Below are 24,177 nucleotides of genomic sequence, written 5' to 3'. Positions count from 1 at the left end.
TTTATAATTAAAATTGAGATTTATCTCTAATGCTTAAACTATAAAGTCTGTTTCCAAGTCTATTGCAAAGTAAGGATATTCTCTTTAATGTTACATTTGAGACCATAAGATATTTGGAAAGCTATAAACAGGTTTTTTTACCACCCTATAGAAATTTATTTTTCACAGCGAATTTATGGAAGTGGGTTATTCAGGTTTTATGTAAGATCAAATTCTATTTATTTCAAATAATCTGCAAAGACAGGTTCTTAAAACTTAGAGAGCACAAAATCTAACGAATATTTTAAAAAAATTAAGTTGGTAAGATACTAATAATCAATATTTTTCGTTTTCAATGTAAATTTAATGTTAAGTAATAGTTGATTTAAAGTTAAAATTATTTATCTTTGTACTATTATAAATTGAAAAGGGAGTAATCATGAAGAAAACAGTTTTATTAATTGTATTGGCATTTACAGCGGTATTTGTCTATGGACAGGATAGGAGAGAACAGAAATTTAATGATAAAACCAACTTAATAGAAGTTACGGATTATCATGACAATGGAATAGTAAGCCAGGAAGGGACTTTTAATCTAAAAGGTCAATTACACGGAGAGTGGATTAATTATGATGCTTCGGGCAATAAGATTTCCCAGGGCAGCTATAAAAATGGAGATAAAACCGGCAAGTGGCTTTTCTGGTCCAATAATACCATGAAGGAGGTTGTATACAGCAATAATGAAATAGCGAGTATAAATGGTGTTAAGAATGCTACCAGACTTGCTGATAGCAATAAGTAAGCAACAAAAAGCTAATCATAATAAAAACATCCCGCTCATAGCGGGATGTTTTAGTTTAATGCCTAAAGTAATTCTTATTTACCTGAACTTTGTTCAGAAATAGTAGTACTGTATGCAGTTTCTTCTGATTTTTTATACAAACCCGCAATTTCATCGAGACTTATTTTTTTGGCTACGAGTTCATCAATCACTCTTGTAGTCTTATCTTCCTCAATACTAATTGGGATTTCTAAAGTCTCATATCCCAAGTAAGTAACTACCAGAATGTGATCCCCGGCTTTAATGTCATGTATTTCAAAATTTCCATGGAAATTGGTCTGTATACTTTTGGAGGTATTTTTAAGTTGAACGTTAGCAAAAAGCATAGGTTCATTATTCATTTCTTTGTCCAGTATTGTTCCGGCAACAGAACCCTCGTGCTGTGAAAACAGAAGCCCTGTAAATAGAAGAGAAAATACCAATACCAATTCTTTCATCGCTCACTTAAATTTTATTGCAAAAGAAAGACCTCAATGTAAAATTAAGGTTAACCAAATATTACTATTGTGTAACAAAAAGGTTATTAAAAAGCGGGACAAAAGTAAAGCAAAAGGTAAAGAACTTCATTGCTTGAACATCCAACTAACTAATTACGCCCGAACTTTAGAGTCAAAGTACCCTTACTTCAAAACAAAGCCCGGTATTACCGGGCTTTATAATCCGTATTTTAATTTTTTATTAGTTAATACCTACGGTCCAGCCTGTACCCCAGGCAGAAACATCTGTACCTGTTCCATTACCATCACCTGAAATAAAATAGGCTTCTGTGAAATTAAAACCTGTATCATTTTTTAGTTTTGTAATTACATTGTTAAAAGTTACATCAATTACACCAAGAGCTCCGTCCAGGACACCTTGCCCGGTAGGGTTATCTCCTGTATCTCCGTCTAGGTCAAACCCTTCATCAAAGTCATTAAGAACTACATTGGTGAATATACCCTGGGTAACGTCCCTAAGCCTGATTGTCTCACTTGTATCATCAGCTCCGGCAACAGTTAAATTGGTAACATTTGGAGAAGAGAAATATCCGGCGTCGTTACTAATTTACCGCATCATTACTTAACCCAACAACCACGGCGGTAATGGCTAAGGCAGCTAGAGAGATAATCATAAACAAATAAATATCCTCAGTCATAAAATTTCGATTAGGTCAAAAATGATATTATAAATTTTTTTCTATGCTATTTAAGATAAACGCTTAATAAAAATAAGGAGGCCTTGCATTGCAAGGCCTCCATTGGTATTTAATCGGTTTAATGGCTAATCGCCAGTTATCCAACTAAACATAGTAATGTCTACGGGAGTGCCATTAAAGACATCGTCATCAACGCTAGTCAATGGAGTACCATCTACGACTACATTTGCAACGTCACCTGCGTCTCTCATGTCCACATTTACTACATATCCTGTTAAAAGAACATTTGTCATTGTAGCCCCAGTTTCCTTTTTGAACTGTAAAGCAGTTCCTCCAGGATCAGCAGTGGATATGGCAGTAAAATTAGTTATCGTTGGCCCTGCGGTAATTCCATCCGCTTCAACAGCGGTTGAAAAGCCTGCAAGAGTATGAGATACATAAGTATCCACTAATGTACCGTTCCATCCTTCCGTCCAGTCTACTGCGTCGTCTTCGTTATTTTCTAAGTAAATATTTGAAGCATTTACCGTTCCACCAAAGAACTCAACACCGTCATCCGTACCGTTTAGTATACCTACATTTTCAATTGTAGTTCCAGAACCAACTGCATAAAGAGATAATCCATTAAACTGGGATTCTGAATTTATTTGAGCTCCGGCATAGTTGATAATTAAGTAGTTAATAGTTCCGGAATTATCTGCGTCATTAGTTCCTCCATAAACGAATCCACCAATTTCAGCAATCGCATCAACACCTTCCGTGGTAGTAGCATCTCCTAGGATTACTAATCCACCCCAGTCACCTGGGTTCTGTCCGGTGGAAGTCATTGTAACTGGGTCGGACTCTGTACCAAGAATATCGATCTGAGCTCCTTTTTTAACCACAATATAAGTCTCCGTAGCTTCAGTACCAGCAGCATCTGCAATTATTAGTGTTCCAGCCGGGATAGTTAATTTGGCGGGTGCTTCAACACTAAGGTTCCCATCTAACAAATAGATTGTATTGGCATCAAGAGAAGTGTCGGTTGTGATTGTTCCCGACAAAGCAATTGTTTCCACTTCTGAAGCATTTTCTACCCATGAGAATAAATCAATATCAACAGTTGGTGGAGCTAAATAAGTTAAGTTTGGATCTGCCGTTGCTCCGTCAATTTGAACATTTGCGAGGGCACCGTTATCTCTCATATCTACAGAAACAACATAACCTGTTAAAGATAGCCCAGTAATAGTTGCTCCAGATTCTTTTTTGAATTGGAGTGCTGTACCATTTTCTGTAGAAACGGCAGTGAAATTAGTAAGCGTTGGATTCCCGTTTATACCATCTGCTTCTACCGCTGTAGAAAAACCTTCAATAGTATGAAGAACATAGGTGTTAACTACAGTACCATTCCATCCCTCTGTCCAATCTACAGCATCGTCCTCATTATTTTCAAGATATAAGTTGGTAACACTTACGGTACCTCCAAAGAATTCAACACCATCATCTGTTCCGTTTAAGATGGCAACATTCTCTATAGATGTTCCAGATCCAACGGCATAAAGAGATAGACCATTATATTGTGATTCAGAGTTAATCTGTGCTCCTGCGTAATCAATTATTAAATAGTTGATGGATCCTGAGCTGTCTGTATCTGTAGTCCCACCATAAATAATACCACCCACTTCAGCAATAGCATCTATACCTTCTGTAGTCGTCGCATCGCCGGCAATAACTAAGCCACCCCAATCTCCAGGATTCTGACCGGCCGAAGTCATTAAAACTGGTTGGGCAGCGGTACCTTGAATATCTATAGAGCCACCTTTTTGGACTACGATATATTTGTCGGTTCCAGTTTCTGAAGTAATAGTTGTTCCTGCAGGAATTGTTAAAGTAACGCCACTTTCAACACTAAGCGTACCTGTTAAGACATAGGAAACACTTGCGTCTAGTGTGCGGTCTTCGGTTATTGACCCTGTAAGATCAGTTCCTTCTTCTGACTCGCAGGCGTTAGGACAAGAGCCTCCACAGTCTATACCTTCTTCATCTCCATTTTGGATTCCGTCTGTACAAGTAGCTTCACCTCCTCCTTCCCCGGGAGGATCAGGGTTGTTATCATCACTACTACAGCCTATTATTGTTAGGGTTGTGATGGCCATAATCATCATTAAGAATTTTGTTGTTTTCGTCTTCATAATTAAAGTGTTAATATTAATAAGTAATTTAAAATGTATAATTAATTTAAAATGTATAACTCAGTCCCAGATTTATCTGAGCACCTCTGGTATAGGATCGGACCAATTCTTCGGTTTCTATTCCTGTAGTACTTGGTTTAACCAATTGTGTTCTTTCTATACTAGGGTTTAATAAGTTCCGGCCAATAAATCGCAGGCGCCAGTGCTCGCTAAATTCTTTGCTTATTACGGCATCTAACACCACAAAACCTTTTTCTACGATTGCGTCATTATAAAATGTTTCACTTTCACTTTGTATTTCAGGAGCACCAATCGCGAATATTTTATCTGAGGCATAATTTGCTGTTAAGGAAGCATTAAATGGATTTTCACCTGGTGAGGTAAAATTGAGACTTGCATTTAATATCCAGTCCGAAGCTCCTTCTAGGCCCTCTTCTGTTAGGCCTTTATATCTAAAAGTTCTGATGAAATTTCCCTCTTCATCAAATACTTCTTTTAAATCTTGGCTATGCCACATTCTGCTCACATTAAATACCAGGTTTAGCCCACTAGTACTGGGAACATTGGTTTCCCCATTTATTTCGGCATTTATGAGATTAAGTTTTGTTTCGGCTTCTATGCCAATGACTTCTGCCTTATTTCCGGTATTGAAATAAGAAAAAACTCCTGCAGAACCTCGATCTTGGGCTCTGTTTATAGGATCACTGATATTCTTATAAAATGCAGCAACAGAGATTAGCTGGTCGTTGGAAGGAAAAAATTCCCACTTAAGATCAAAATTTAGATCACGAGAGGCTTCTAAATCTGGATTACCACGAGTAACTTGTCCAACTTGAGAAACATATTCAAACGGGGCTATTTCTTTAAATTCTGGAAGTGTAATGGTTCTACTAAATGCAAAGCGCAAGGCTTGTTTCTCGTTAAAATCATACTTTAGATTTACACTAGGATAGAAGTTATCATATTCTTTAACACTTTCACCAACCCTACCTGGAAAGTTTCCTACATCAAAAGCTACGTCTATTTGATCTCTTTGATACCTTAAACCAAAATCTGCATTAAACTTGTTAAATCCGATATTAAAATCGACAAAAGCTGCCTGTGAATCTAAATTTCCGACATATAAATCTGGCTGAAGTAGATTTAATTGTAAGTCTCCTGAATCAAAGTTTGATTGCTGAAAAATGGCTCCTAAATTATCTATGGATGGTGGGTTTATCGTATTGGTGGTTCTTTCTTCAACACCTACAAATTCTGATCTAAAATCTCTTTCTTTCTTTCTAAAGTTTACCCCAAATTCTAATTTCATTGGGTTAGGACCGTCCTCCTTAATACGGAATTCATCTTTGATAAATCCATTATATTCAACATCCTCTATAGTCTGACTTGACTTTCTTTGTTGAAACCCACCAGTTCTACCCAATTGAACAAAATCACTATTGGGGTCAAAGTTTACCTCGTTACGTATCCTATTTGGTTCATCGGCATTGACAAGATTGTAACCTCCAGCCCAATGCAGGGTATTCTTATCCCCTATCTGATGTGTACCAATTAAATGGGTCACGATTAATCGGGTCTGTTTTGTATTTTGGTCTCGGATAAACTGACCTAGTCCTTCTGCAGGATCGGTTTCTTCAAAAATAAAGCCTTCACCATTTCTCCCTCCTTCATAAATCTCCTCATTTAAAGTATTTATAAAAAAGGTACTTGATTTAAGTTTGTTCTTATCATTAATATAATAGGTTAGATCTAATAGTCCAGAGGTAACAACCTCTTCTCTCCAATTGCTAGCATCTGTTATAGTATCGTCTACAAAATTGGATCTGAATTGCCTAAAAATACCTTCCCCATATTCAAATTTTCTAGAATGCGAACCAGAGAAAAATATAGCTAGTTTTTCGGCAATTCGTTTTCCTCCCGCTACATTAAATCTGTAGTTTATTGGATTATCTCGTTTTACCGTATTCCAACCTTGTTGTGTTATAAGTTCTTGGGTATTTAAATTTTGATTGTAAAACCCAAAATCTGTATTGTTGGAGTTAGGAGAAACTTTGAAGTTCCCATAAACACCATTACTTAATATATTTGTGTTGAAACCAGATTGTAAGCCAATATTCAATTCACTATTTCCTGCTAATTCTCTAGAAGTAATATTTACATTACCAGAGGATTGATCTGCTGAAGAGCTAACATCATAGGTTTTACTAACACTTACATTTTGAATAACTCTTGTGTTAAAAAGGCCTAAGTCGATGTTTTTGCGTTCTACATCATCTGAGGGTACGGCCAAACCGTTAAGAGTAGTAGAAAGATAACGATCTCCTAGACCTCTAATAAAGATGTCACCAGAGGCCTCACTACTGGTTACACCTGATATTTTTGTAGTAGCCACGGCTACGTCCGTTACACCAATTTTTGATAATTGTTGGGCTCCAATACTTTCTTTAATCTCCACAGCTTGTTTCTGATCTAATAACAATGCCACTTCAGAATCTTTTCTGGCCTGAACTGTTATAACAACCTCGTCTAAAGACACCCCTTGTGAGGCAGACATTGGAATATCTAAGGTGGTTACATTTCCGGCCACGACGGTTACATCTGGAATTTCTACGGTTTCGTATCCTAAAAAACTGAAAACAACGGTATACGTGCCAGGTTCTATATCGCTTAATTCATATAAACCATCAAAATCTGATGTAGTTCCTTTTGTAGTACCCTTGATTATTACGTTTGCAAAAGCCAGCGGTTCATTGTTGGCTTCTGTATCGGTAAGTTTTCCTAAAATACTTCCCGTTTCTTGTGCATTACTCGTGAATGCCATCGTCGCTATAAATAGCAGACTTAATAATAATTGTTTCATTTACTATGTTTAATACCGCCGCAAATAACGTGAGCAGTTGTAAAAGCTGTGTTACCCTCAGGTTAAACATTTATATTCTTATTGTTAGATTTGTGTTAAGAAGTTAACTAAAGGTTAAGGGACCCTAAACCCTATAGAAAACAAAGAAGAATATGAACTAACTACCTGAATTAAAAAAAGTAACTTGTACCCCAAAAGTTTAAAAATGGTGTGGGAGAAATTACTTTCATTAAAGCGTCACGGGGACCAGAGTAAAAGACTGCGCAGGGAACAAAATGAGACGCGTCTGGGCTTTGAGGTAGACTATGACCGGGTAATATTTTCTGCAGCTTTCCGGAGTCTACAGGATAAAACGCAGGTAATACCGCTCTCAAAAACAGATTTTGTTCATACCCGTTTAACCCATAGCCTGGAAGTTTCTGTTGTGGGGCGTAGCCTTGGAAGGATTGCCGGTGAAAAGCTGCTGCAAAAGCATCCCTTTTTAAAAGAAACCCATGGGTATAAATTTGGAGATTTTGGAGCTATTGTGGCCGCCGCCGCTCTGGCGCATGATATTGGAAATCCGCCATTTGGACATAGTGGTGAAAAGGCAATCGGGGAATTCTTTGCACATGGGGAAGGCAAAAGATATCAATCTCTTTTGTCCGCAAAGGAGTATCAGGATCTTATTGATTTTGAAGGAAATGCAAACGGGTTTAAGTTGCTTACCGAATCACGCGAGGGTGTATCCGGAGGACTTCGATTGAGCTATGCAACCCTGGGGGCCTTTATGAAATATCCCAAGGAATCTCTTCCAAAAAAGCCTTCAGCCCATATAGCAGATAAAAAATTTGGATTTTTCCAGTCTCAAAAGGAATTCTTTACAGAAGTTGCCGGGGAATTGGGGCTTATCTCTACAGGCCGTGGGAAAGACATTGCATATTCCCGGCATCCCCTGACTTATTTGGTTGAAGCTGCCGATGACATCTGTTACACCATAATTGATTTTGAGGATGGAATAAACCTGGGACTAATTTCTGAAGAGTACGCCCTGGAGTATTTGATTAAACTGGTCAAAGACACCATTAATACAAAAAAATATAATTCCCTGACCATTATGGCCGACAGGCTTAGCTATTTAAGGGCTTTGGCTATTAATACCTTAATCAGTGATGCGGTATCAATTTTTATTGAGAACGAGGAGGTAATTCTAGATGGCACCTTTGGCGTGTCACTTTTGGATCGCAGCAATTATAAAGCTCAGGTTGCGGACATTATTCAGCTAAGCGTGAATGAAATCTATTGTTCTCCCGGAGTAATAGAAAAAGAAATTGCCGGCTATAAGATTATTTCGGATATTCTGGAGGTATTTACCAGGGCGCTGGTGAGACAAATGGAAGGTAAACCCACCAATTATGATAAATTGCTAATACAAACCCTGCCCCCTGAATACAGAAATACCCAAGGCTCTATCTATTCTGTTTTGTTGAATGCCAGTTGTTTTGTTGCCAGTCTTTCAGACAGTGCGGCAGTTCATATACATAATAAAATAAGCGGGAAACAACTTTAAAAATTATAAGCCAGGCCAATGGCCAGGGCCTGTCTGAACTGTATTCTGGGCACCCCCGGATCAATTACATTTCCGGTGTCAGCGATTACCTGATCAAAGCGTATATCGTCATCATATATAACCTGGGTTCCAAAATTGGCCTCAAATAAGTCGTTCACCTTAAATGTAAAATTCAATTCCCAGTCTATATCAATATTTCCAAAGCTCCTCACATAATCTGTAAAAAGACTAAGACGATGCTGCATAATAATATTCTTAGAGATTTCTTTCTCCCAGGTATTCGTTACTAATATCCCGAATTCAATAAACTTTTTTTCTCCCCTGGTCACCAGGTTACCCTCCTCATCATATATCGCCCTTTTCACTCCAAATGCACCCTGGTTAGCAAGTGTTTGATCCAGAACAAAAGTTGCTTTTACCGTTGTAGGCGACAGATAGAGGTTGAATTTTTCACCTTCAGGGGCATAGGAAGGGCCGCCACCAAAAAACAGATAGCCCGGGGCCATAAATCTGGAGATGCGATTCTCCGTGTCCGGATACTTGTAACCATCTGTTATTTGTGTATTAAATTTTACGTTTACTGAATGATACCATTTACTCAGGGTATCCCGGCGATAGCCAAAAGTAGAGGTAAACCTGATAACGTCCTCTGTCTTTCTTAACTCCCTGCCTTCCTGCACATTTATCCCATATTTGAGGATTAGCTCGTTATTCCATTTTAGGTACCTGAATTTATAATTTCTTATAAATTTCAGGTTTCCAAGGCCGGAAACGGCATTTTCACCACCTGCATTCCAATTAACAAAAGCAACCTGACTAACGTTTAAGCCCAATTTATTTTCTCTGGTCCAAAAAGATGGAATTACAAAGGGTTCATATGGTTCGCTTAGCACCTTGGTATCATTAAACGAAATATCAGGGTTAATAAAACGTATTCCCCTGGGCACTGCTTTGACTTTGTATTGGGTTGCCCGGATTACAATGGTATCAATTTTTGTGGTGTCGATGGCAGTAACAGGAGGAATACTATCCTGAAAATATGCCCGGGTAGAGGACAATAACAACAAGCCCAATAATATTAATCTAAAAGACATATTATAATTTTAATAATTCTATGATACGCTTTTTGATAGCAAGCGAATCTATATGCGCCTTCTTATGCAATTGTTCTACTGTACCGTGTTCAATGAAAACATCTTCAATTCCTAATACTGATATTGGGATACGATTGTTTATGGAATTAGCAAATTCTATTATAGCACTTCCAAAGCCCCCTATTTTGCAGCCATTTTCAACTGTAACTACCTGCTCATAAGTATTAAAAATATACCGTAGCATTTTTTCATCCAGAGGTTTTACAAAACGCATATTATAATGGCCTATTTTTCCCTGCAAATTCAAATCTTCGACAACTTTACTAACAACATTTCCGATGTGCCCAATAGAAAGTATGGCAACTTTATTTCCTTTTATCAATTCTTCTGCAACCCCGATTTCCATTTTTTGGAAAGCTTGTTTCCAATTGGTCATCGTGCCATGGCCTCTTGGATAGCGAATAGCTATAGGTCCGGACATGCCTTTTTGAACAGTATACATCATATTGCGGAGTTCCACCTCATTCATGGGTGAAAAAATAATGAGATTTGGGATACACCTTAAATAAGCTATGTCATAAACTCCATGATGCGTAGCGCCATCCTGTCCTACCAGTCCGGATCTGTCCAGAAAGAAGGCTACCTGAAGATTCTGTAAAGCTACATCATGAATTACCTGGTCATAAGCCCTTTGTAAGAAGGTAGAATATATTGCACAAAATGGCAATAAGCCTTCCACCGCCATCCCTGCGGCCATTGTAACCGCGTGTTGTTCCGCAATACCTACGTCAAAAGCTCTTTCCGGAATCTGGTCCATCATAAACTTCAAAGAACTTCCGGTAGGCATAGCAGGGGTAATACCAATAATTTTATCATTTTTTAAGGCCAGTTCCACCAGTGTCTGTCCAAACACATCCTGGTATTTAGGAGGCTTATCTCCACTATTTGCAGCCAGCAAATCGCCAGTCTTACTGTTAAATTTCCCGGGGGCGTGGTAAATTACCTGATTTTCCTCTGCTTTTTTTAGTCCTTTCCCCTTGGTAGTTATGATATGGAGTAATTTAGGGCCATTCACCCCCTTAAGCCGCTCCAATTCTTTTATCAGTAAACCAATGTCATGTCCGTCAACAGGACCTGTATAATCAAAATTCAGGCATTCAAAAATATTTTCATCTTTTGCGGTACCTTTTTTGACATTGGTAAGGTATTTTTTTAGTGCCCCCACACTTGGATCAATGCCAATGGCATTATCATTAAGGATAATGAGAACATTCGTATTGGAAACACCGGCATGGTTCAATCCTTCAAAAGCCATCCCACTGGCAATAGACGCGTCACCAATAACCGCAATATGTTGTCTTTTGTTATCTCCTTTTAATTTTGATGCAATGGCCATCCCCAGAATTGCGGATATTGAAGTAGAGCTGTGTCCTGTTCCAAACGAATCATACTCGCTTTCATCTATTTTTGGAAAACCGCTAATTCCGCCCATTTGCCTGTTGGTGTTAAAGACATCTTTGCGACCTGTAATGATTTTATGGCCATAAGCCTGATGCCCCACATCCCAGATTAATTTGTCGAAGGGGGTATTGAATACATAATGAATTGCCAGGGTTAATTCTACCACACCAAGGCTTGCGCCAAGATGTCCTTCCTTAACGGCCACTATGCCAATTATAAATTCCCTTAATTCTTTGGCAAGAAGTGGTAATTCTTTCGCTTTTAATTTGCGAATGTCCGCAGGATAATTGATGGAATTTAATAGTTTCATAAGAAGTAGCAAATGTACATTAATTCATTTTTTTGTTATAACCAGATCTATACCTATTATTGTACTATTATGTCTTTTGATCTTACATACGACGACGCCTATTTTATGAAAAAGGCATTACAGGAAGCAGAGACTGCTTTTGAGAAAGGAGAGGTACCCATTGGGGCTATAATTGTAGTAAAGGATAGAATAATTGCAAGGGCACATAATTTAACCGAGCAACTTCACGATGTGACTGCGCATGCAGAAATGCAGGCAATAACCGCGGCAGCTAATTTTCTGGGAGGGAAATACCTGCGTAACTGTACCTTATATGTTACTCTGGAACCATGCCAAATGTGCGCTGGAGCACTTTTTTGGAGTCAAATTTCAAAAATTGTTTTTGGTGCCTATGACCCGCAAAGAGGGTTTTCTGCTATGGGAGGGCAATTGCATCCTAAAGCAACTATAAGCGGAGGTGTTTTGGAAGAGGAGTGTTCAGAACTTTTAAAACGATTTTTTATTCAGAAACGAAGTTTAAATTAAAGGCAAAAAAAAATCCCCGATACTATATCGGGGATGGTTCAATTCAAAATAAAATATTGTTATCCGATTACTTGCACTTGTGCCGCAACCATGCCCTTTCTACCTTCTTCTTCTTGGTATTCTACTTTGTCGCCTTCGTTTAGTTCCACTCCGTTCAATGCTGTTGCATGAACAAAGATGTCTTTCCCGGTGTCGTCGTTGGTAATAAACCCGTATCCTTTGGATTCATTGAAAAATTTTACAGTTCCTGTCATTAAAATAAGTATTAAAATAAAAAAATTACCATACGAAAGTATGATTTTTTGGGCAGACCTCTTTAAAGAAAAGGTAAAATTTGACCAAATTTATTGATTTTCAGTCTTTTTGGGAGCTTTACCTTGCATTTTGCGAATATTTTCTTCGGTGAGCATATAGTCCTTTACTTTCCTGCTTTTGCTCTCCTTTATAAGAAATAGGGGCATAGCTATTAAAAATAATCCAACGGTGCCAAAACCTATAAATTTATTGGCAATTTGGGATTGCTCTTCCCCAAGTGTGAAGCCATAAATGATTGCTCCCAGCGAAGCCAAAACAATTATAAGTACAATATGTTTGAGTCTAATTCGCATCTTCCTGAGTAAAGTTAATCAACTTCCTTCTATATGCGGTCAGCAACTTGGATTTTGAAATAAATCCTGAATATTTTCCATTTTTTATGACAGGAAGGTTCCACGCGTTGCTATCCTGGAATTTCTGCATTACCTTCTTCATGGAGTCCGTTTCATAGAATATAAGCTCTGGCGCGTTGTGCATAAAGGATTCGACCGTTATTTTGTTATACATTGATGTGTCGAACATAAATTCACGAATGTCATCTAAGGATACGATCCCAACAAGCGCATCCTTTGCGTCTATTACCGGAAAAATATTCCTTGTAGATTTTGCAACTGTTTTATGGACAAGCTCACCCAATGTCATATCCTGCCGGATGGTTTTAAAATTCCGTTCAATGATCTCATCGAGTTGCATTAAAGTAAGAACAGCCTGATCTTTGTCATGTGTAATAAGTGCGTCCTGTTCCGCTAATTCCCGGGTGTATATGGTATAATCAATTGCATTTTTTGTCAGAAGAAAAGATATTGCCGATGTAATCATCAGGGGAACAAAAAGCTCATAGCCCCCGGTTATTTCAGCAATTAAAAAGATGGCGGTTAAAGGAGCCTGAAGCACGCCCGCAATAAGACCTGCCATTCCAATCAGGGTAAAATTACTTTCATTTACAGAAAGCCCCAGCCCCAGGTTATTTATTACTTTGGCAACAACATTGCCCAAAGCACTTCCCATAACCATCGTAGGGATAAATATACCTCCGGAACCACCTGCCGCAAAAGTAGTAGTCATTGCCACAGCTTTAAAAATTGTAATGCCAAACAGAAGGGCTATCACTACCCATATGTTATTTGTATAGCTATCGAAAGGTGTTTTACCCAAAGCAATAGCATGTTCACCATGCAGCAAATTATTTATAAAACCAAAACCTTCCCCATAGAGCGGGGGAATGAAATAGAGCATAATTCCAATGGCTAACCCCCCGACCAGGAGTTTGTATTTTGGACTTTTGAATCTTTCAAAGAAAGCCAGTATTCCAAAATACATCTTTGTAAAATAAATAGATGCGAAAGCCGTGCCTACACCTAAAACGATATAGAAAAAGGTATCTTTTATTTCAAACTTTTCAGTTATTGAATAACTAAATAGCGATTCATCACCAAGAAAAAAATAAGAGGTCAGAACACCAGAAATGGAAGCCAGTAATAATGGGAGCATTGAGATCATGGTCAGATCAAGGCTAAAAACTTCTACGGCAAAAATTATGGCTGCTATGGGAGATTGGAATATAGAGGAAATGGCTCCGGCAGAAGCACAGGCTATAAGAAGGGACCTTGTTTTGGCATTAATATGTAATAACCTTGCAACATTTGAACTTATGGCCGCTCCGGATGCAACCGCAGGGCCTAAAAGACCCACTGAACCCCCAAAACCGACGGTCAACGGGGCTGTAACCAGGGGTAAATATATTTTCTTTACCCCAATAATTCCTTTCTTTTTAGACAAGGCAAAAAGTATAGAGGAAATGGCGTGCTCCAATTTTTCTTTATGCACAAACTTTACATAGAGATAAACAAGGGTAAGGCCAATAATTGGCGTGATAAAATAGAGTTGATTGTTTGAAAAAACGATTCCCTTTTCCAGAAGGGATTCTATAAAGTAGGTAATGTTTTTTAGGGTAACCGCTGCAAGGCCGGCCAAAAATCCAACAACCACACTCATCAGCTGCGTAAAGGTTTTATTGGAAATATGTTTATACCTCCATTTAAGAAACCTTGTAAACAAGCGTGTAATTAGGTTGGGCATTATTAGATTATACGTTTAAAGGTATTAAAAAATGCCACTTTTAAGGGGGCTTTATGCTAAGATTGAATATCTAATTTTAAATTTAGCTCCTTCAATTGCTCCTCAGCAATAAAAGCAGGAGCATCTATCATGACATCCCTTCCGCTATTGTTTTTTGGAAATGCAATAAAATCCCGGATAGTCTCCTGTCCTCCAAGAATAGCCACCAGCCGGTCCAGGCCAAATGCAATACCACCATGTGGTGGTGCGCCGTACTGGAAAGCATCCATTAAAAAGCCGAATTGTTCTTTGGCTTCTTCCGGGCTAAAACCCAGATGTCTGAACATGGTGGCCTGTGTTTCTTTATCATGAATTCGTATGGATCCACCACCAATTTCATTTCCATTTAAAACCAAATCATAGGCATTAGCTCTTACTGCAGCCGGATCGGTTTCAAGCAATTCCAGCTGCCCCGGCTTGGGGGAAGTAAATGGGTGATGCATGGCATGGTAATTGCCAGTTTCTTCATCCAACTCCAGTAATGGAAAATCTACAACCCACAATGGAGCAAATTCTTTCGGATTTCTAAGTCCCAGGCGTCCTGCCATTTCCATGCGCAATGCACTTAACTGAGTTCTTGTTTCATTTGCATTTCCCGACAGGATAAATATAAGATCTCCCGGTTTTGCACCGGTACGTTGCGCCCAATTGGAAAGGTCTTCCTGTTCGTAGAATTTGTCGACAGAAGATTTATAACTTCCGTCTTCATTGCATTTAACATACACCATGCCTTTTGCTCCTATCTGCGGACGGCGCATCCATTCTATCAAAAGATCTATTTCCTTTCTGGTATAGGATGCAGCACCTGGTACCGCTAACCCGACAACCAATTCAGCAGAATTAAAAACATTGAAATCTCTGTTTTGCGCGATATCATTTAATTCGCCAAATTCCATTCCGAACCGGATATCCGGTTTGTCGTTGCCATATTTTTGCATGGCCTCATCATAAGTCAGCCTGGGGAATTCTCCGGTGTCAACGCCATTTATTTCACGAAGCAAATGCCGCGTAAGTCCTTCAAAAGCATTTAAAATATCATCCTGTTCCACAAAAGCCATTTCACAATCTATCTGCGTAAATTCAGGTTGCCTGTCTGCACGCAAATCCTCGTCCCTGAAACATTTTACAATCTGAAAATACTTATCCAGCCCGCCAACCATGAGCAGCTGTTTAAAAGTTTGGGGAGATTGGGGCAATGCATAAAACTGGCCCTCATTCATCCTGCTCGGCACAACAAAATCCCGGGCCCCTTCCGGGGTAGATTTTATTAAATATGGGGTTTCTACTTCTATAAAGCCTTGATGGGTAAGATAATTCCTGACCTCCAGGGTTACTTTACTTCGAAAAATAAGATTTTCCTTAACCGGATTTCTTCGAATATCCAGATAGCGATATTTCATTCTTAGATCCTCACCACCATCCGTTTTATCTTCAATAGTAAACGGAGGTACCAATGATTCGTTCAGGACATTGAGTTCTGTAACTAATATTTCGATATCGCCGGTTGGGAGATTCGGGTTTTTAGAAGTTCTTTCAATAACAGTTCCCCGTACCTGTAAAACAAATTCACGACCTAAAGCCCTGGCTTTTTCAAATATTTCAGGATCACTCCTTTCTTCATCAAAAACCAATTGGGTAATGCCATACCGATCTCTGAGGTCTACCCAGACCACAAACCCTTTGTCCCTTGTTTTCTGTACCCAACCAGACAGCGTAACTTCTTTATTGATGTGTGATGACCTTAATTCACCACAAGTATGATTCCTGTACATTTTAAGTGCCTTGTTTTTATCGCCGCAAATGTAAGAAGATATGCTTGTAAGCCATACTCCTTGAACATGTTTTCTCTCATATTCTTCATTATTGCAAGGGCAATTATGTTAAAAAAAACTTAAAATTAATTTTGATTACACCTTTTCTTCATTACCTTGGAAAGAATATTAGCTAACTAAATACTACCAAACATGAAAAAAACTGTACTTAACAAGGTATTCCTGTGGCTTTTTCTTGCGCTGCCATTCCTGGCATTTTCGCAGGCAACTGTCAGTGGATATATCCAGGATGAACTGGATGGATCACCCTTACCCGGGGTAAATGTTGTAATAAAAGGGACCAATACGGGGACTACGAGCGACTTTGATGGAAAATATGAAATTACCGTCAGCAGTTTCCCGGCAATCCTGGTTTTTTCCTCTCTGGGATTTGAAACCAGGGAAATTAGGGTTACGGATGCAACAACATTGGATGTCGTTTTAGCTGAATCTGCAACCGGGCTGGACGAGGTTGTTATTACCGGTTTGGCAACATCCGTAAAACGAGAAAATTTGGCGAATGCGGTTTCCACAGTTTCATCACAGGAATTGGTGGGCACAACAAGCCAGTCTACGGTAGATGGGGCTCTATATGGAAAAGTGCCGGGCGTTAATATAACTGCATCTTCGGGAGCTCCCGGTGGTGGTTTTGCCTTAAGACTCAGAGGTGTTTCTTCCATCAATGGAAACAACCAGCCTCTGATAATAGTAGACGGCGTTTACTATAACAATGTGGAGGTGCCCTCCGGTTTAAGGTTTGCCTCAGGGGCAAACAGGGAAAATGAAGAAAACTCCAGCAACCGTTTGGCGGATCTGGATCCAAATGATATTCAGAATGTCGAAGTTTTAAAAGGATCTTCTGCAGCGGCAATTTATGGACAGAGAGGAAATGCAGGGGTAATCATAATTACTACAAAACGAGGTAAAATCGGGAAAACCAAAATCAGTTTTAGCCAGGATTTAGGCAGTAATAAAATTGCGAACCCTCTGGGGATAAGACCCTGGACCGGAGATTCCGTGGAGGCGACATTTGACGCCGGCGAGAGAGCCAAATACGATGCAACAATTGCCGAACGGGGCAGCCTTTATAATTTTGAAGACATTATTTATGGGGAAACAGGTCTTATTACAGAAACAAGGTTGAATGCGACCGGAGGAAATGAAAAAACCAAATTCTATGTTGGAGGTGCCTACAGAGACGAGGATGGTATTATCAAAAATACCGGGTTTGACCGTCTTTCACTGCGTACAAATATAGAACACAAAATTTCTGATGTTTTTGATTTTACCTCTACTACGAATTACACCAGAAGTAATTCCAGTCGGAGTTTTACCGGTAACGAGAACGAAGGCGGACTTAGTTATGGTTATACTTTGGCGTTCACCAGGCCATGGAATAATTTGTTTCCTGATGCTAATGGCAACTATCCGAATAATCCCAATTATCCGGGGAATCCAATTTTTGTAAGAGACAATGCCAGAAATGATGATACTAACAATCGTATAGTTCAGGGACTGGCCTTAAATACCAATATCTTAACGACCGATGTAAACCGTGTAAAATTAGTTTTAAGCGGCGGACTGGATTATTTGGCCAATGAGACTAATGTTTATGTTCCCGAAACACATCAGGCTCAGATAGGTGGTCAGGGTGGTTTTGTTGCTGTAGGAAAGAATAACTTTACACAGTATAATGCACAAGCCATTGCTGTATGGGATCATGATGCAATGGGAGGAGACCTGGGCTTAACTACACAGGCAGGTGTAACGTATCTGAGCCAGGAGTCGAATTTGGTCAATAGCCGTGGGTCACTTCTTGCAGCAGGTCAAACAAGTGTGGATCAATCGGTAAACCAGGTTGTAGATCAGAACAGGACAGAAGAGGAGGATTTTGGATTCTTTGCGCAGGTGGAAGGAAACTACAGGGATCAGTTTATTGCCACTTTAGGGTATCGTATGGATAAATCCAGCAGGAATGGAGATCCAAATAAATTCTATGGTTTTCCAAAAGCCTCTTTAGCAGTAAACCTTAATAATTTCGATTTTTGGAGTATTGAGGATATAAGCCAGTTAAAGCTTAGAATTGCTTATGGTGAAACAGGAAATCCGGCCGGTTTTGGAGCCACTTTTACCAGTTTTGGAGCAGATAATATTGGCGGTAATATAGGACAATCGGTTTTAGCGGCCAAGGGTGACCCGGATGTTGAGCCGGAAACGGCCAAGGAAATCGAAATGGGATTTGATCTTGGACTGTTCCAAAACCGCATTACTTTTGAAGCCACTTATTATAATAAACAAGTTAAGGATTTAATTCTTACCAGAGCACTCCCTGCCTCAACAGGGTTTACTCAGGAAACCACAAATCTTGCAGACCTGAGGAACAAAGGGTTAGAATTGGGCTTAAGAGCAGATGTTCTGAGCAATCAGAACGTTAGATGGAATACAGGGGTTCTATTTTATCTGAACCGATCTGAAATTACCCGTTTAGATGTACCGGCCTTTCCACAGCCCGGGGCAGGTTTTGGACTTGGTTTAGGAACCTTCTTTATAGAGGAAGGAAAACCGGTAACCCAATTGGTTGGAAACATAGACGGTGCTCAAACACAAGTTGGAAATGTTGAGCCGGATTTTCAGATGGCATTCAGTAACAACCTGACATTGTTTAAACAATTTGATGTATTGTTTCTTCTTCAATGGAAACAAGGTGGTGAGAATCTCAACCTTTCTACTTTCCTGACGGATTTGGGAGGTGTAACCCCGGATCTGGAAACTGCTGAAGGTCAGGCAAGATTGGCGACACCTGCCAATGCATTGCGATTTGTAGAACCGGCTGGTTATGTGCGCTTGAGGGAAGCCGCAGTCTATTATAGATTGCCAACCCAAATCGTGAACAATATTTTTGGTGAAACCGTGGAGGGTGTTAAATTTGGATTTTCAGGCAGAAATATTTTTACCATAACGGATTATAGCAGTTATGATCCTGAAGTATCCGTTAATGGTGGTGCCGGACTTTCCAGTGGAATAGAGGTAACTCCATTTCCCAGTTCAAGGCAATTCTACTTTCACTTGAATGTTAACTTTTAAAAAATTGACGATGAAAAATATTATCAAAAAGATAACTACGTTAGCATGGACCTTTTCTATTATAGTAATAGTGTACTCATGCTCAATTGATAAAGTACAAGATCCTGACGGACCCAGTGTCAGTGGAGTGCAACAAAATGCTTCAAAAGGACAATTAAACGAACTGGTAGTAGGAATAGAATCTACCATCAGAGATGGTTTGGGTGTTGAAGTTACGGCCAGTGGTACTATGGCTAGGGAACTTTATTTATTTGATGCAGATCCTCGTAATACCGGAGATCTTCTGGGAAAAGAAGGAATTGGTTTAGACAATAATTCGTTTTACAGTACGCAACAATGGAACGGTAGTTACCGTGCTACAAAGAATGCCAATTTGTTGATAGAAGCTGCATCTAATACGGAATTTGTTACAGATGCTGAATCTAATGGATATATTGGGTTTGCAAAAACAATGCAGGCTTATGAATTAATCCAGGTTTTAAAATCCTATGGCAGTGCCAGATTGGATGTAGCCGACCCTGATAATCTGGGCCCAATATTAGATTTTAACGAGGCAATAGCACAAATCCGTGCTTTGTTAGACGAAGCTGAGGGAAATCTGTCAAGTGCAGGGAATAGTTTTGCCTTTCCTTTGAGTAGCGGGTTTAGCGGATTTGACACTCCGGCCACTTTTACTGAATTTAACAGGGCTGTAGCCGCTCTGGCAGCTGTATATGCGGGTGATGGCACATCTGCATTAACCGCACTTACCGGGTCTTATTTTGATCTTGCCGGTGCTTTGGATCTGGGTCCCAACCATATTTTTGGGCTGGGAGGAGGAGACCAGGCAAATCCGGTTTTCAGGGTTCCATCTACCCCGGAAAATGTAAACAACGGGGATCAGATTATTGTGCATGATAGCTGGATTAATGAGGCTGAGGCAGGCGATACACGTGTAGCAACCAAGGCTGCACCAAGGCCGGATCCCAGCTCCCAGGATGGCCTTACAGGAACCCATGAAACGCGTTTATATGCTACTAATGTATCAGATGTTGAAATCCTTCGGAACGAGGAGTTGATACTGCTATATGCAGAAGCAAGTATTTTGGCAAATAATCTTCAGGATGCCGAAGACGCTTTAAATACGATTCGTAATTCTGCATCTCTCACGGATTACGCAGGAGCACAAACAGCCGATGCACTTACTACAGAATTATTGAATCAAAGGAGGTATTCTTTGTGGTCTGAAAACCATAGAATGTTTGACCTAAGGCGCTATGGATTGTCCAGCACCTTGCCAATTGACAGGGACGGAGACCAGATTTACAATGTTTTGCCTGTTCCGCTTTCTGAAAATGAATAGGCGTGCTTTCAGATTAAATAAAACCAAAACCCCGCAATTTGCGGGGTTTTGTATTGAATAATACCATTAGATTTACGCAGCTATTTCCAGATCTTTGCTTTTTGAAGGGGTTTTTTTAACTCCTCCTCTGAGTTTAATCTTTATTCTATAAACGATATTAAATAGTACGGGGACTATTATAAGCGTTAGGAAGGTAGCTACAATCAATCCAAAAATGACTGTCCAGGCCAGAGGCCCCCAGAAAATGACATTGTCTCCACCTATATAAATTTTCGGGTCAAACTCCGTAAAAAGCGAAAAGAAATCCAGATTCAGACCAATAGCTAAAGGAATAAGACCGAGGACTGTAGTTATTGCGGTTAGCAATACAGGTCTCATCCGGGCTTTTCCACCTTTGACAATTAATTCTGTGACCTGTTCCAGGGATAGAAGTGCTTTATCTTCCATTCCTAGTGCTAATTTTTTGCGATCTATAAGAATTTGGGTATAATCCAGAAGAACAACGCCATTATTAACTACAATACCGGCTAAGGATATTATTCCCATCATAGACATCATAATAACAAAAGGCCATCCGGTTATCATTAATCCGCCAAAAACCCCTATAAAACTCAGGAAGATGGCCGTCATTATAATAGCGGGCTTCGAAATACCACCAAATTGGAAGATAAGGATTAGCATTATTAATCCAAGTCCGGAAAAGAATGCACCAACCAAAAAATTCATTTGTTTGTTTTGCTCTTCAATTTGACCGGTATAGTCAATTTTTACATCGGCCGGAACACCGGTAAATTCTTCCATTTCCTTTTTTATCTCAGCTACAATAGCGCCGGCATCTGTAAATCCAGGCCTAAGTCCGGAATAAAGTGTAACAACACGTTTTGTGTCCTTGTGTTTTATGGCGCTGAAACTTGAGGTGTTTCTCTGTGATGCTACCGCAGAAACAGGAACTTCTTTTATACGACCTGTTGACTGGTCCCTGAAAATTATATTCTGATTAAATAAAGCACTGGTATTATACCTGAGATCTTTATTAAAACGAACATTAATGTCATAGTCTTCGCCACCTGCTTTATAAATGCCGGCTTTGTCTCCAAAAAGGGAACGTCTTAACTGCAAGCCCACCTGTCCTACAGACACCCCAAGTTCACCGGCTTTTTGCCGATCTACAGTAACCTGCATACTGGGTTTCCCTGTATTAACATCAATCTTTAATTCTTCAATACCCTCTATATTTTTCGAATTAAGGAAATTACGCATTTGCTCTGCCGTATTTATTAAAACGTTGTAATCCTTACCTTCAATTTCAATATTTATTGGATACCCTGAAGGAGGAGCAACCTGATCTTTTTCAACAGAAATAGCAATTCCCGGATAAATGCCCTTTAATCCATCCTGAATTTCTTTGCGAAGCGCTTCGGTATCTCTGCCATTTCTAAATTTATACTCCTCCATAGAAATAGTTATTTTACCCCTATGAGGCATTTCTGCTGCTGACCCTCCTTCGGTAAACGGATTTTCTGCGCCTTTACCTACTTGTGAAACACTTGATGCGACAAGTAAATTATTTTCACCATCCATATATTTAGGATCGTCTGCAATGGCGTAGACCCTTTTTTCAATATTTTTAGTTATTTCATTGGTTTTTTCTATCGACGTACCCTGTGGATATTCTATATACACATAAATCTCATTAGGTACATTATCAGGAAAAAACTCCACTTTGGTTCGGCCACTCCCAAGTGATATGCCAAAAGCAATAAAGGCTACTATTAATAAAAGTACTGTAAAACCAAAGAAAGCATACACATTTCTTCCCCTCAAAGCAGTTCTCAATAGATTTTCATACCAATTTTCAAATCGTGACAGGTATTTTTTCTGAAATTTTAAAGCCGCTTTTTTAAGTCCGTATTTATAAATCCAGAATAAGATTGCCACTACGATCATCAGGGAACCCAAACCGCGAACAGCTCCACCAAATATGAGGATAAACAGACCAAACCCACCAAGGACAATACTAAGGCGAATTAGCTGTTTTCTCGTCAGTTCTTTATCTCCTACCTCCATAAAGCTCGATACTAACATGGAGTTCATAAAGATGGCCACAAATAATGAAGAGCCAAGCACAACCGATAAGGTTATTGGGAAATAGATCATAAATTCCCCAAAAAGACCGGGCCAAAGCCCTAGCGGTACAAAGGCGGCCACCGTGGTGGCAGTAGATATAATTATTGGAAAAGCAATTTCTCCAATACCTTTTTTAGCCGCTTCAATACGAGGCATTCCTTCTTCTTCAATAAGCCTGTAGACATTTTCAACAACTACAATTCCATTGTCTACCAGCATACCCAGACCCATAATTAGACCGAACAAGATCATGGTATTTAAAGTATATCCCATGGCAGATAATATCATAAAGGACATGAACATAGACATAGGAATTGCAAACCCTACAAAAAGAGCGTTGCGGAAACCTAGAAAGAACATTAAAACGGTTACCACCAGGATGATCCCGAAAATAATATTGTTCACCAGGTCGTCAACCTGATTCAATGTTCGGTTTGAGGAATCATTGGCGATAGTTACCTGCAAGTCTGCCGGAAAATAGTTCTCTTTTGATTCCTTTACAATTTCCTTTATTCGATCTGCGGCGGTAATTGCATTTTTACCTGCTCGTTTTTTAATATCGAGCATAACCACACTTTTTCCCCGTTCCCTGGCATATGTGATTTTTTCTTCTTCCCTGAAAGAAACCTCGGCAATATCCTTAAGGTATACGGCATCATTATTTTCCCATTTTACCACAAAGTCTTCAAGTTCTGCCGGGTCTTCAATTTCGCCTAAAACCCGAATTGTACGACGCTGACCGCTAGTCTTTAAATTTCCGGCAGACATAGTCATATTCCCATTGCTTATAGCCTGTATTACATCGTCAAAGCTTACCTTGGCCGCCATCATTTTATAAATATCTACAGCCACCTCTACTTCCTTATCCTGGGCTCCCCTTATATCTACAGCTTTAATCTCCGGTAAATCTTCAATTTCATCTTCCAGGTATTCCCCAAATTCCTTTAATTTGTCAACAGGATAATCCCCCGTAAGGTTAACATTCATTATGGGAAAAGATTCAGACAAATTCAGGTCAAAGACATCCGGTTCTACTTTAGCACCATTAAAAATAGGCCAGTCTTCACTCGCCTTTTCACTGTCTACTTCATCCTTGACCTTTTGTTTCGCATTTTCAACGGTTATATCCTCATCAAATTCCACAACAATCATAGAATAATCTTCCTGCGAGGTAGAGGTAATTTCCACCAGATTACTCACGTCCTTTAATCTGTCCTCCAGTGGATCTGTAAGCAAGCGTTCAATATCTTCTGCCGTATTTCCGGGATAAATTGTACTAATGTAAATCTTGGTTTCCTTAACTTCAGGGAAGTCTTCTCTGGGCATGGAAAAATAGGAAGATAAACCAATGAAAAAGAAGATTCCAATCATTACATAAATGACCGAAGGGTTATCAATAGCCCAGGAAGATAATCGGAATTCCTTATTTGCGTTTCTCTTTTGCTTGCTCATAAG

At 39.4% G+C, this 24,177-nt stretch carries 15 protein-coding genes; 5 read left to right on the top strand and 10 right to left on the bottom strand.

The annotated features are described in order from the left end of the window. Window positions 1–418 precede the first annotated feature (418 nt). A complete protein-coding gene (locus G504_RS0116205; protein ID WP_019671247.1) occupies window positions 419–781 on the top strand; it encodes a toxin-antitoxin system YwqK family antitoxin in 363 nt (120 codons plus the stop codon). Between the two features lie 74 nt (window positions 782–855). On the opposite strand, the gene G504_RS0116200 is transcribed toward G504_RS0116205, so the two are convergent. The 3 genes from G504_RS0116200 to G504_RS0116180 all read right to left on the bottom strand — a co-directional run bounded on the left by G504_RS0116200 (window position 856) and on the right by G504_RS0116180 (window position 6,986). Continuing rightward, window positions 856–1,257, bottom strand: coding sequence for a carboxypeptidase-like regulatory domain-containing protein (locus tag G504_RS0116200; protein ID WP_019671246.1), 402 nt, complete (start codon window positions 1,255–1,257; stop codon window positions 856–858). Window positions 1,258–2,080: 823 nt separating this feature from the next. Next, window positions 2,081–4,126: a hypothetical protein gene (locus G504_RS0116185; RefSeq protein ID WP_240473056.1), complete on the bottom strand. Its 2,046-nt coding sequence runs from the start codon at window positions 4,124–4,126 to the stop codon at window positions 2,081–2,083. 46 nt (window positions 4,127–4,172) lie between these two features. Next, window positions 4,173–6,986, bottom strand: coding sequence for a TonB-dependent receptor (locus tag G504_RS0116180; RefSeq protein ID WP_026348639.1), 2,814 nt, complete (start codon window positions 6,984–6,986; stop codon window positions 4,173–4,175). A gap of 205 nt (window positions 6,987–7,191) precedes the next feature. On the opposite strand from G504_RS0116180, the gene dgt reads away from it, so the two are divergent. After that, entirely contained in the window at window positions 7,192–8,535 is a 1,344-nt protein-coding gene (gene dgt / locus G504_RS0116175; protein ID WP_019671241.1) for a dGTP triphosphohydrolase, read from the top strand. On the opposite strand, the gene G504_RS0116170 is transcribed toward dgt, so the two are convergent. After that, complete coding sequence (locus G504_RS0116170; RefSeq protein WP_026348638.1) at window positions 8,532–9,629, bottom strand: DUF3078 domain-containing protein; 1,098 nt, start codon at window positions 9,627–9,629, stop codon at window positions 8,532–8,534. The two genes, dgt and G504_RS0116170, sit on opposite strands and share 4 nt — an antisense overlap. Before the next feature lies 1 nt (window position 9,630). Beyond that, entirely contained in the window at window positions 9,631–11,400 is a 1,770-nt protein-coding gene (locus tag G504_RS0116165) for a 1-deoxy-D-xylulose-5-phosphate synthase (protein ID WP_019671239.1), read from the bottom strand. Between the two features lie 69 nt (window positions 11,401–11,469). On the opposite strand from G504_RS0116165, the gene G504_RS0116160 reads away from it, so the two are divergent. Next, window positions 11,470–11,925 (top strand): nucleoside deaminase, encoded by a 456-nt coding sequence (locus G504_RS0116160; RefSeq protein ID WP_019671238.1) that lies wholly within the window; start codon window positions 11,470–11,472, stop codon window positions 11,923–11,925. A 59-nt stretch (window positions 11,926–11,984) separates the two neighbouring features. On the opposite strand, the gene G504_RS0116155 is transcribed toward G504_RS0116160, so the two are convergent. From G504_RS0116155 to aspS, 4 genes are all read right to left on the bottom strand, one after another. Next, a complete protein-coding gene (locus G504_RS0116155; protein ID WP_019671237.1) occupies window positions 11,985–12,179 on the bottom strand; it encodes a cold-shock protein in 195 nt (64 codons plus the stop codon). Window positions 12,180–12,269: 90 nt separating this feature from the next. Beyond that, entirely contained in the window at window positions 12,270–12,533 is a 264-nt protein-coding gene (locus G504_RS0116145) for a hypothetical protein (RefSeq protein ID WP_019671235.1), read from the bottom strand. After that, window positions 12,523–14,319, bottom strand: a complete 1,797-nt coding sequence (locus tag G504_RS0116140; protein ID WP_019671234.1) for a chloride channel protein — start codon at window positions 14,317–14,319, stop codon at window positions 12,523–12,525. Before G504_RS0116140 ends, G504_RS0116145 begins: the two co-directional genes overlap by 11 nt. 56 nt (window positions 14,320–14,375) lie before the next feature. Next, window positions 14,376–16,130 (bottom strand): aspartate--tRNA ligase, encoded by a 1,755-nt coding sequence (aspS, locus tag G504_RS0116135; protein WP_019671233.1) that lies wholly within the window; start codon window positions 16,128–16,130, stop codon window positions 14,376–14,378. 192 nt (window positions 16,131–16,322) lie between these two features. Between aspS and G504_RS0116130 the strand changes: the two genes are divergently transcribed. Continuing rightward, window positions 16,323–19,253, top strand: coding sequence for a SusC/RagA family TonB-linked outer membrane protein (locus tag G504_RS0116130; protein ID WP_019671232.1), 2,931 nt, complete (start codon window positions 16,323–16,325; stop codon window positions 19,251–19,253). Between the two features lie 10 nt (window positions 19,254–19,263). Then, a complete protein-coding gene (locus G504_RS0116125) occupies window positions 19,264–20,595 on the top strand; it encodes a RagB/SusD family nutrient uptake outer membrane protein (protein ID WP_026348637.1) in 1,332 nt (443 codons plus the stop codon). Window positions 20,596–20,667: 72 nt separating this feature from the next. Here the strand turns inward: G504_RS0116125 and G504_RS0116120 are convergent, their stop codons facing one another. After that, window positions 20,668–24,174: an efflux RND transporter permease subunit gene (locus tag G504_RS0116120; protein ID WP_019671230.1), complete on the bottom strand. Its 3,507-nt coding sequence runs from the start codon at window positions 24,172–24,174 to the stop codon at window positions 20,668–20,670. Window positions 24,175–24,177: the final 3 nt, after the last annotated feature.

It is taken from the genome of Eudoraea adriatica DSM 19308 (assembly GCF_000382125.1).
Lineage (GTDB): Bacteria > Bacteroidota > Bacteroidia > Flavobacteriales > Flavobacteriaceae > Eudoraea > Eudoraea adriatica.
This window is presented reverse-complemented; position numbering and strand designations above follow the sequence as displayed.

Excerpts from the sequence above, each read along its gene's own strand:
- G504_RS0116205 (WP_019671247.1), top strand. The coding sequence starts at position 419 with ATGAAGAAAACAGTTTTATTAATTGTATTGGCATTTACAGCGGTATTT.
- G504_RS0116200 (WP_019671246.1), bottom strand. The coding sequence starts at position 1,257 with ATGAAAGAATTGGTATTGGTATTTTCTCTTCTATTTACAGGGCTTCTG.
- G504_RS0116185 (WP_240473056.1), bottom strand. The coding sequence starts at position 4,126 with ATGAAGACGAAAACAACAAAATTCTTAATGATGATTATGGCCATCACA.
- G504_RS0116180 (WP_026348639.1), bottom strand. The coding sequence starts at position 6,986 with ATGAAACAATTATTATTAAGTCTGCTATTTATAGCGACGATGGCATTC.
- dgt (WP_019671241.1), top strand. The coding sequence starts at position 7,192 with ATGGTGTGGGAGAAATTACTTTCATTAAAGCGTCACGGGGACCAGAGT.
- G504_RS0116170 (WP_026348638.1), bottom strand. The coding sequence starts at position 9,629 with ATGTCTTTTAGATTAATATTATTGGGCTTGTTGTTATTGTCCTCTACC.
- G504_RS0116165 (WP_019671239.1), bottom strand. The coding sequence starts at position 11,400 with ATGAAACTATTAAATTCCATCAATTATCCTGCGGACATTCGCAAATTA.
- G504_RS0116160 (WP_019671238.1), top strand. The coding sequence starts at position 11,470 with ATGTCTTTTGATCTTACATACGACGACGCCTATTTTATGAAAAAGGCA.
- G504_RS0116155 (WP_019671237.1), bottom strand. The coding sequence starts at position 12,179 with ATGACAGGAACTGTAAAATTTTTCAATGAATCCAAAGGATACGGGTTT.
- G504_RS0116145 (WP_019671235.1), bottom strand. The coding sequence starts at position 12,533 with ATGCGAATTAGACTCAAACATATTGTACTTATAATTGTTTTGGCTTCG.
- G504_RS0116140 (WP_019671234.1), bottom strand. The coding sequence starts at position 14,319 with ATGCCCAACCTAATTACACGCTTGTTTACAAGGTTTCTTAAATGGAGG.
- aspS (WP_019671233.1), bottom strand. The coding sequence starts at position 16,130 with ATGTACAGGAATCATACTTGTGGTGAATTAAGGTCATCACACATCAAT.
- G504_RS0116130 (WP_019671232.1), top strand. The coding sequence starts at position 16,323 with ATGAAAAAAACTGTACTTAACAAGGTATTCCTGTGGCTTTTTCTTGCG.
- G504_RS0116125 (WP_026348637.1), top strand. The coding sequence starts at position 19,264 with ATGAAAAATATTATCAAAAAGATAACTACGTTAGCATGGACCTTTTCT.
- G504_RS0116120 (WP_019671230.1), bottom strand. The coding sequence starts at position 24,174 with ATGAGCAAGCAAAAGAGAAACGCAAATAAGGAATTCCGATTATCTTCC.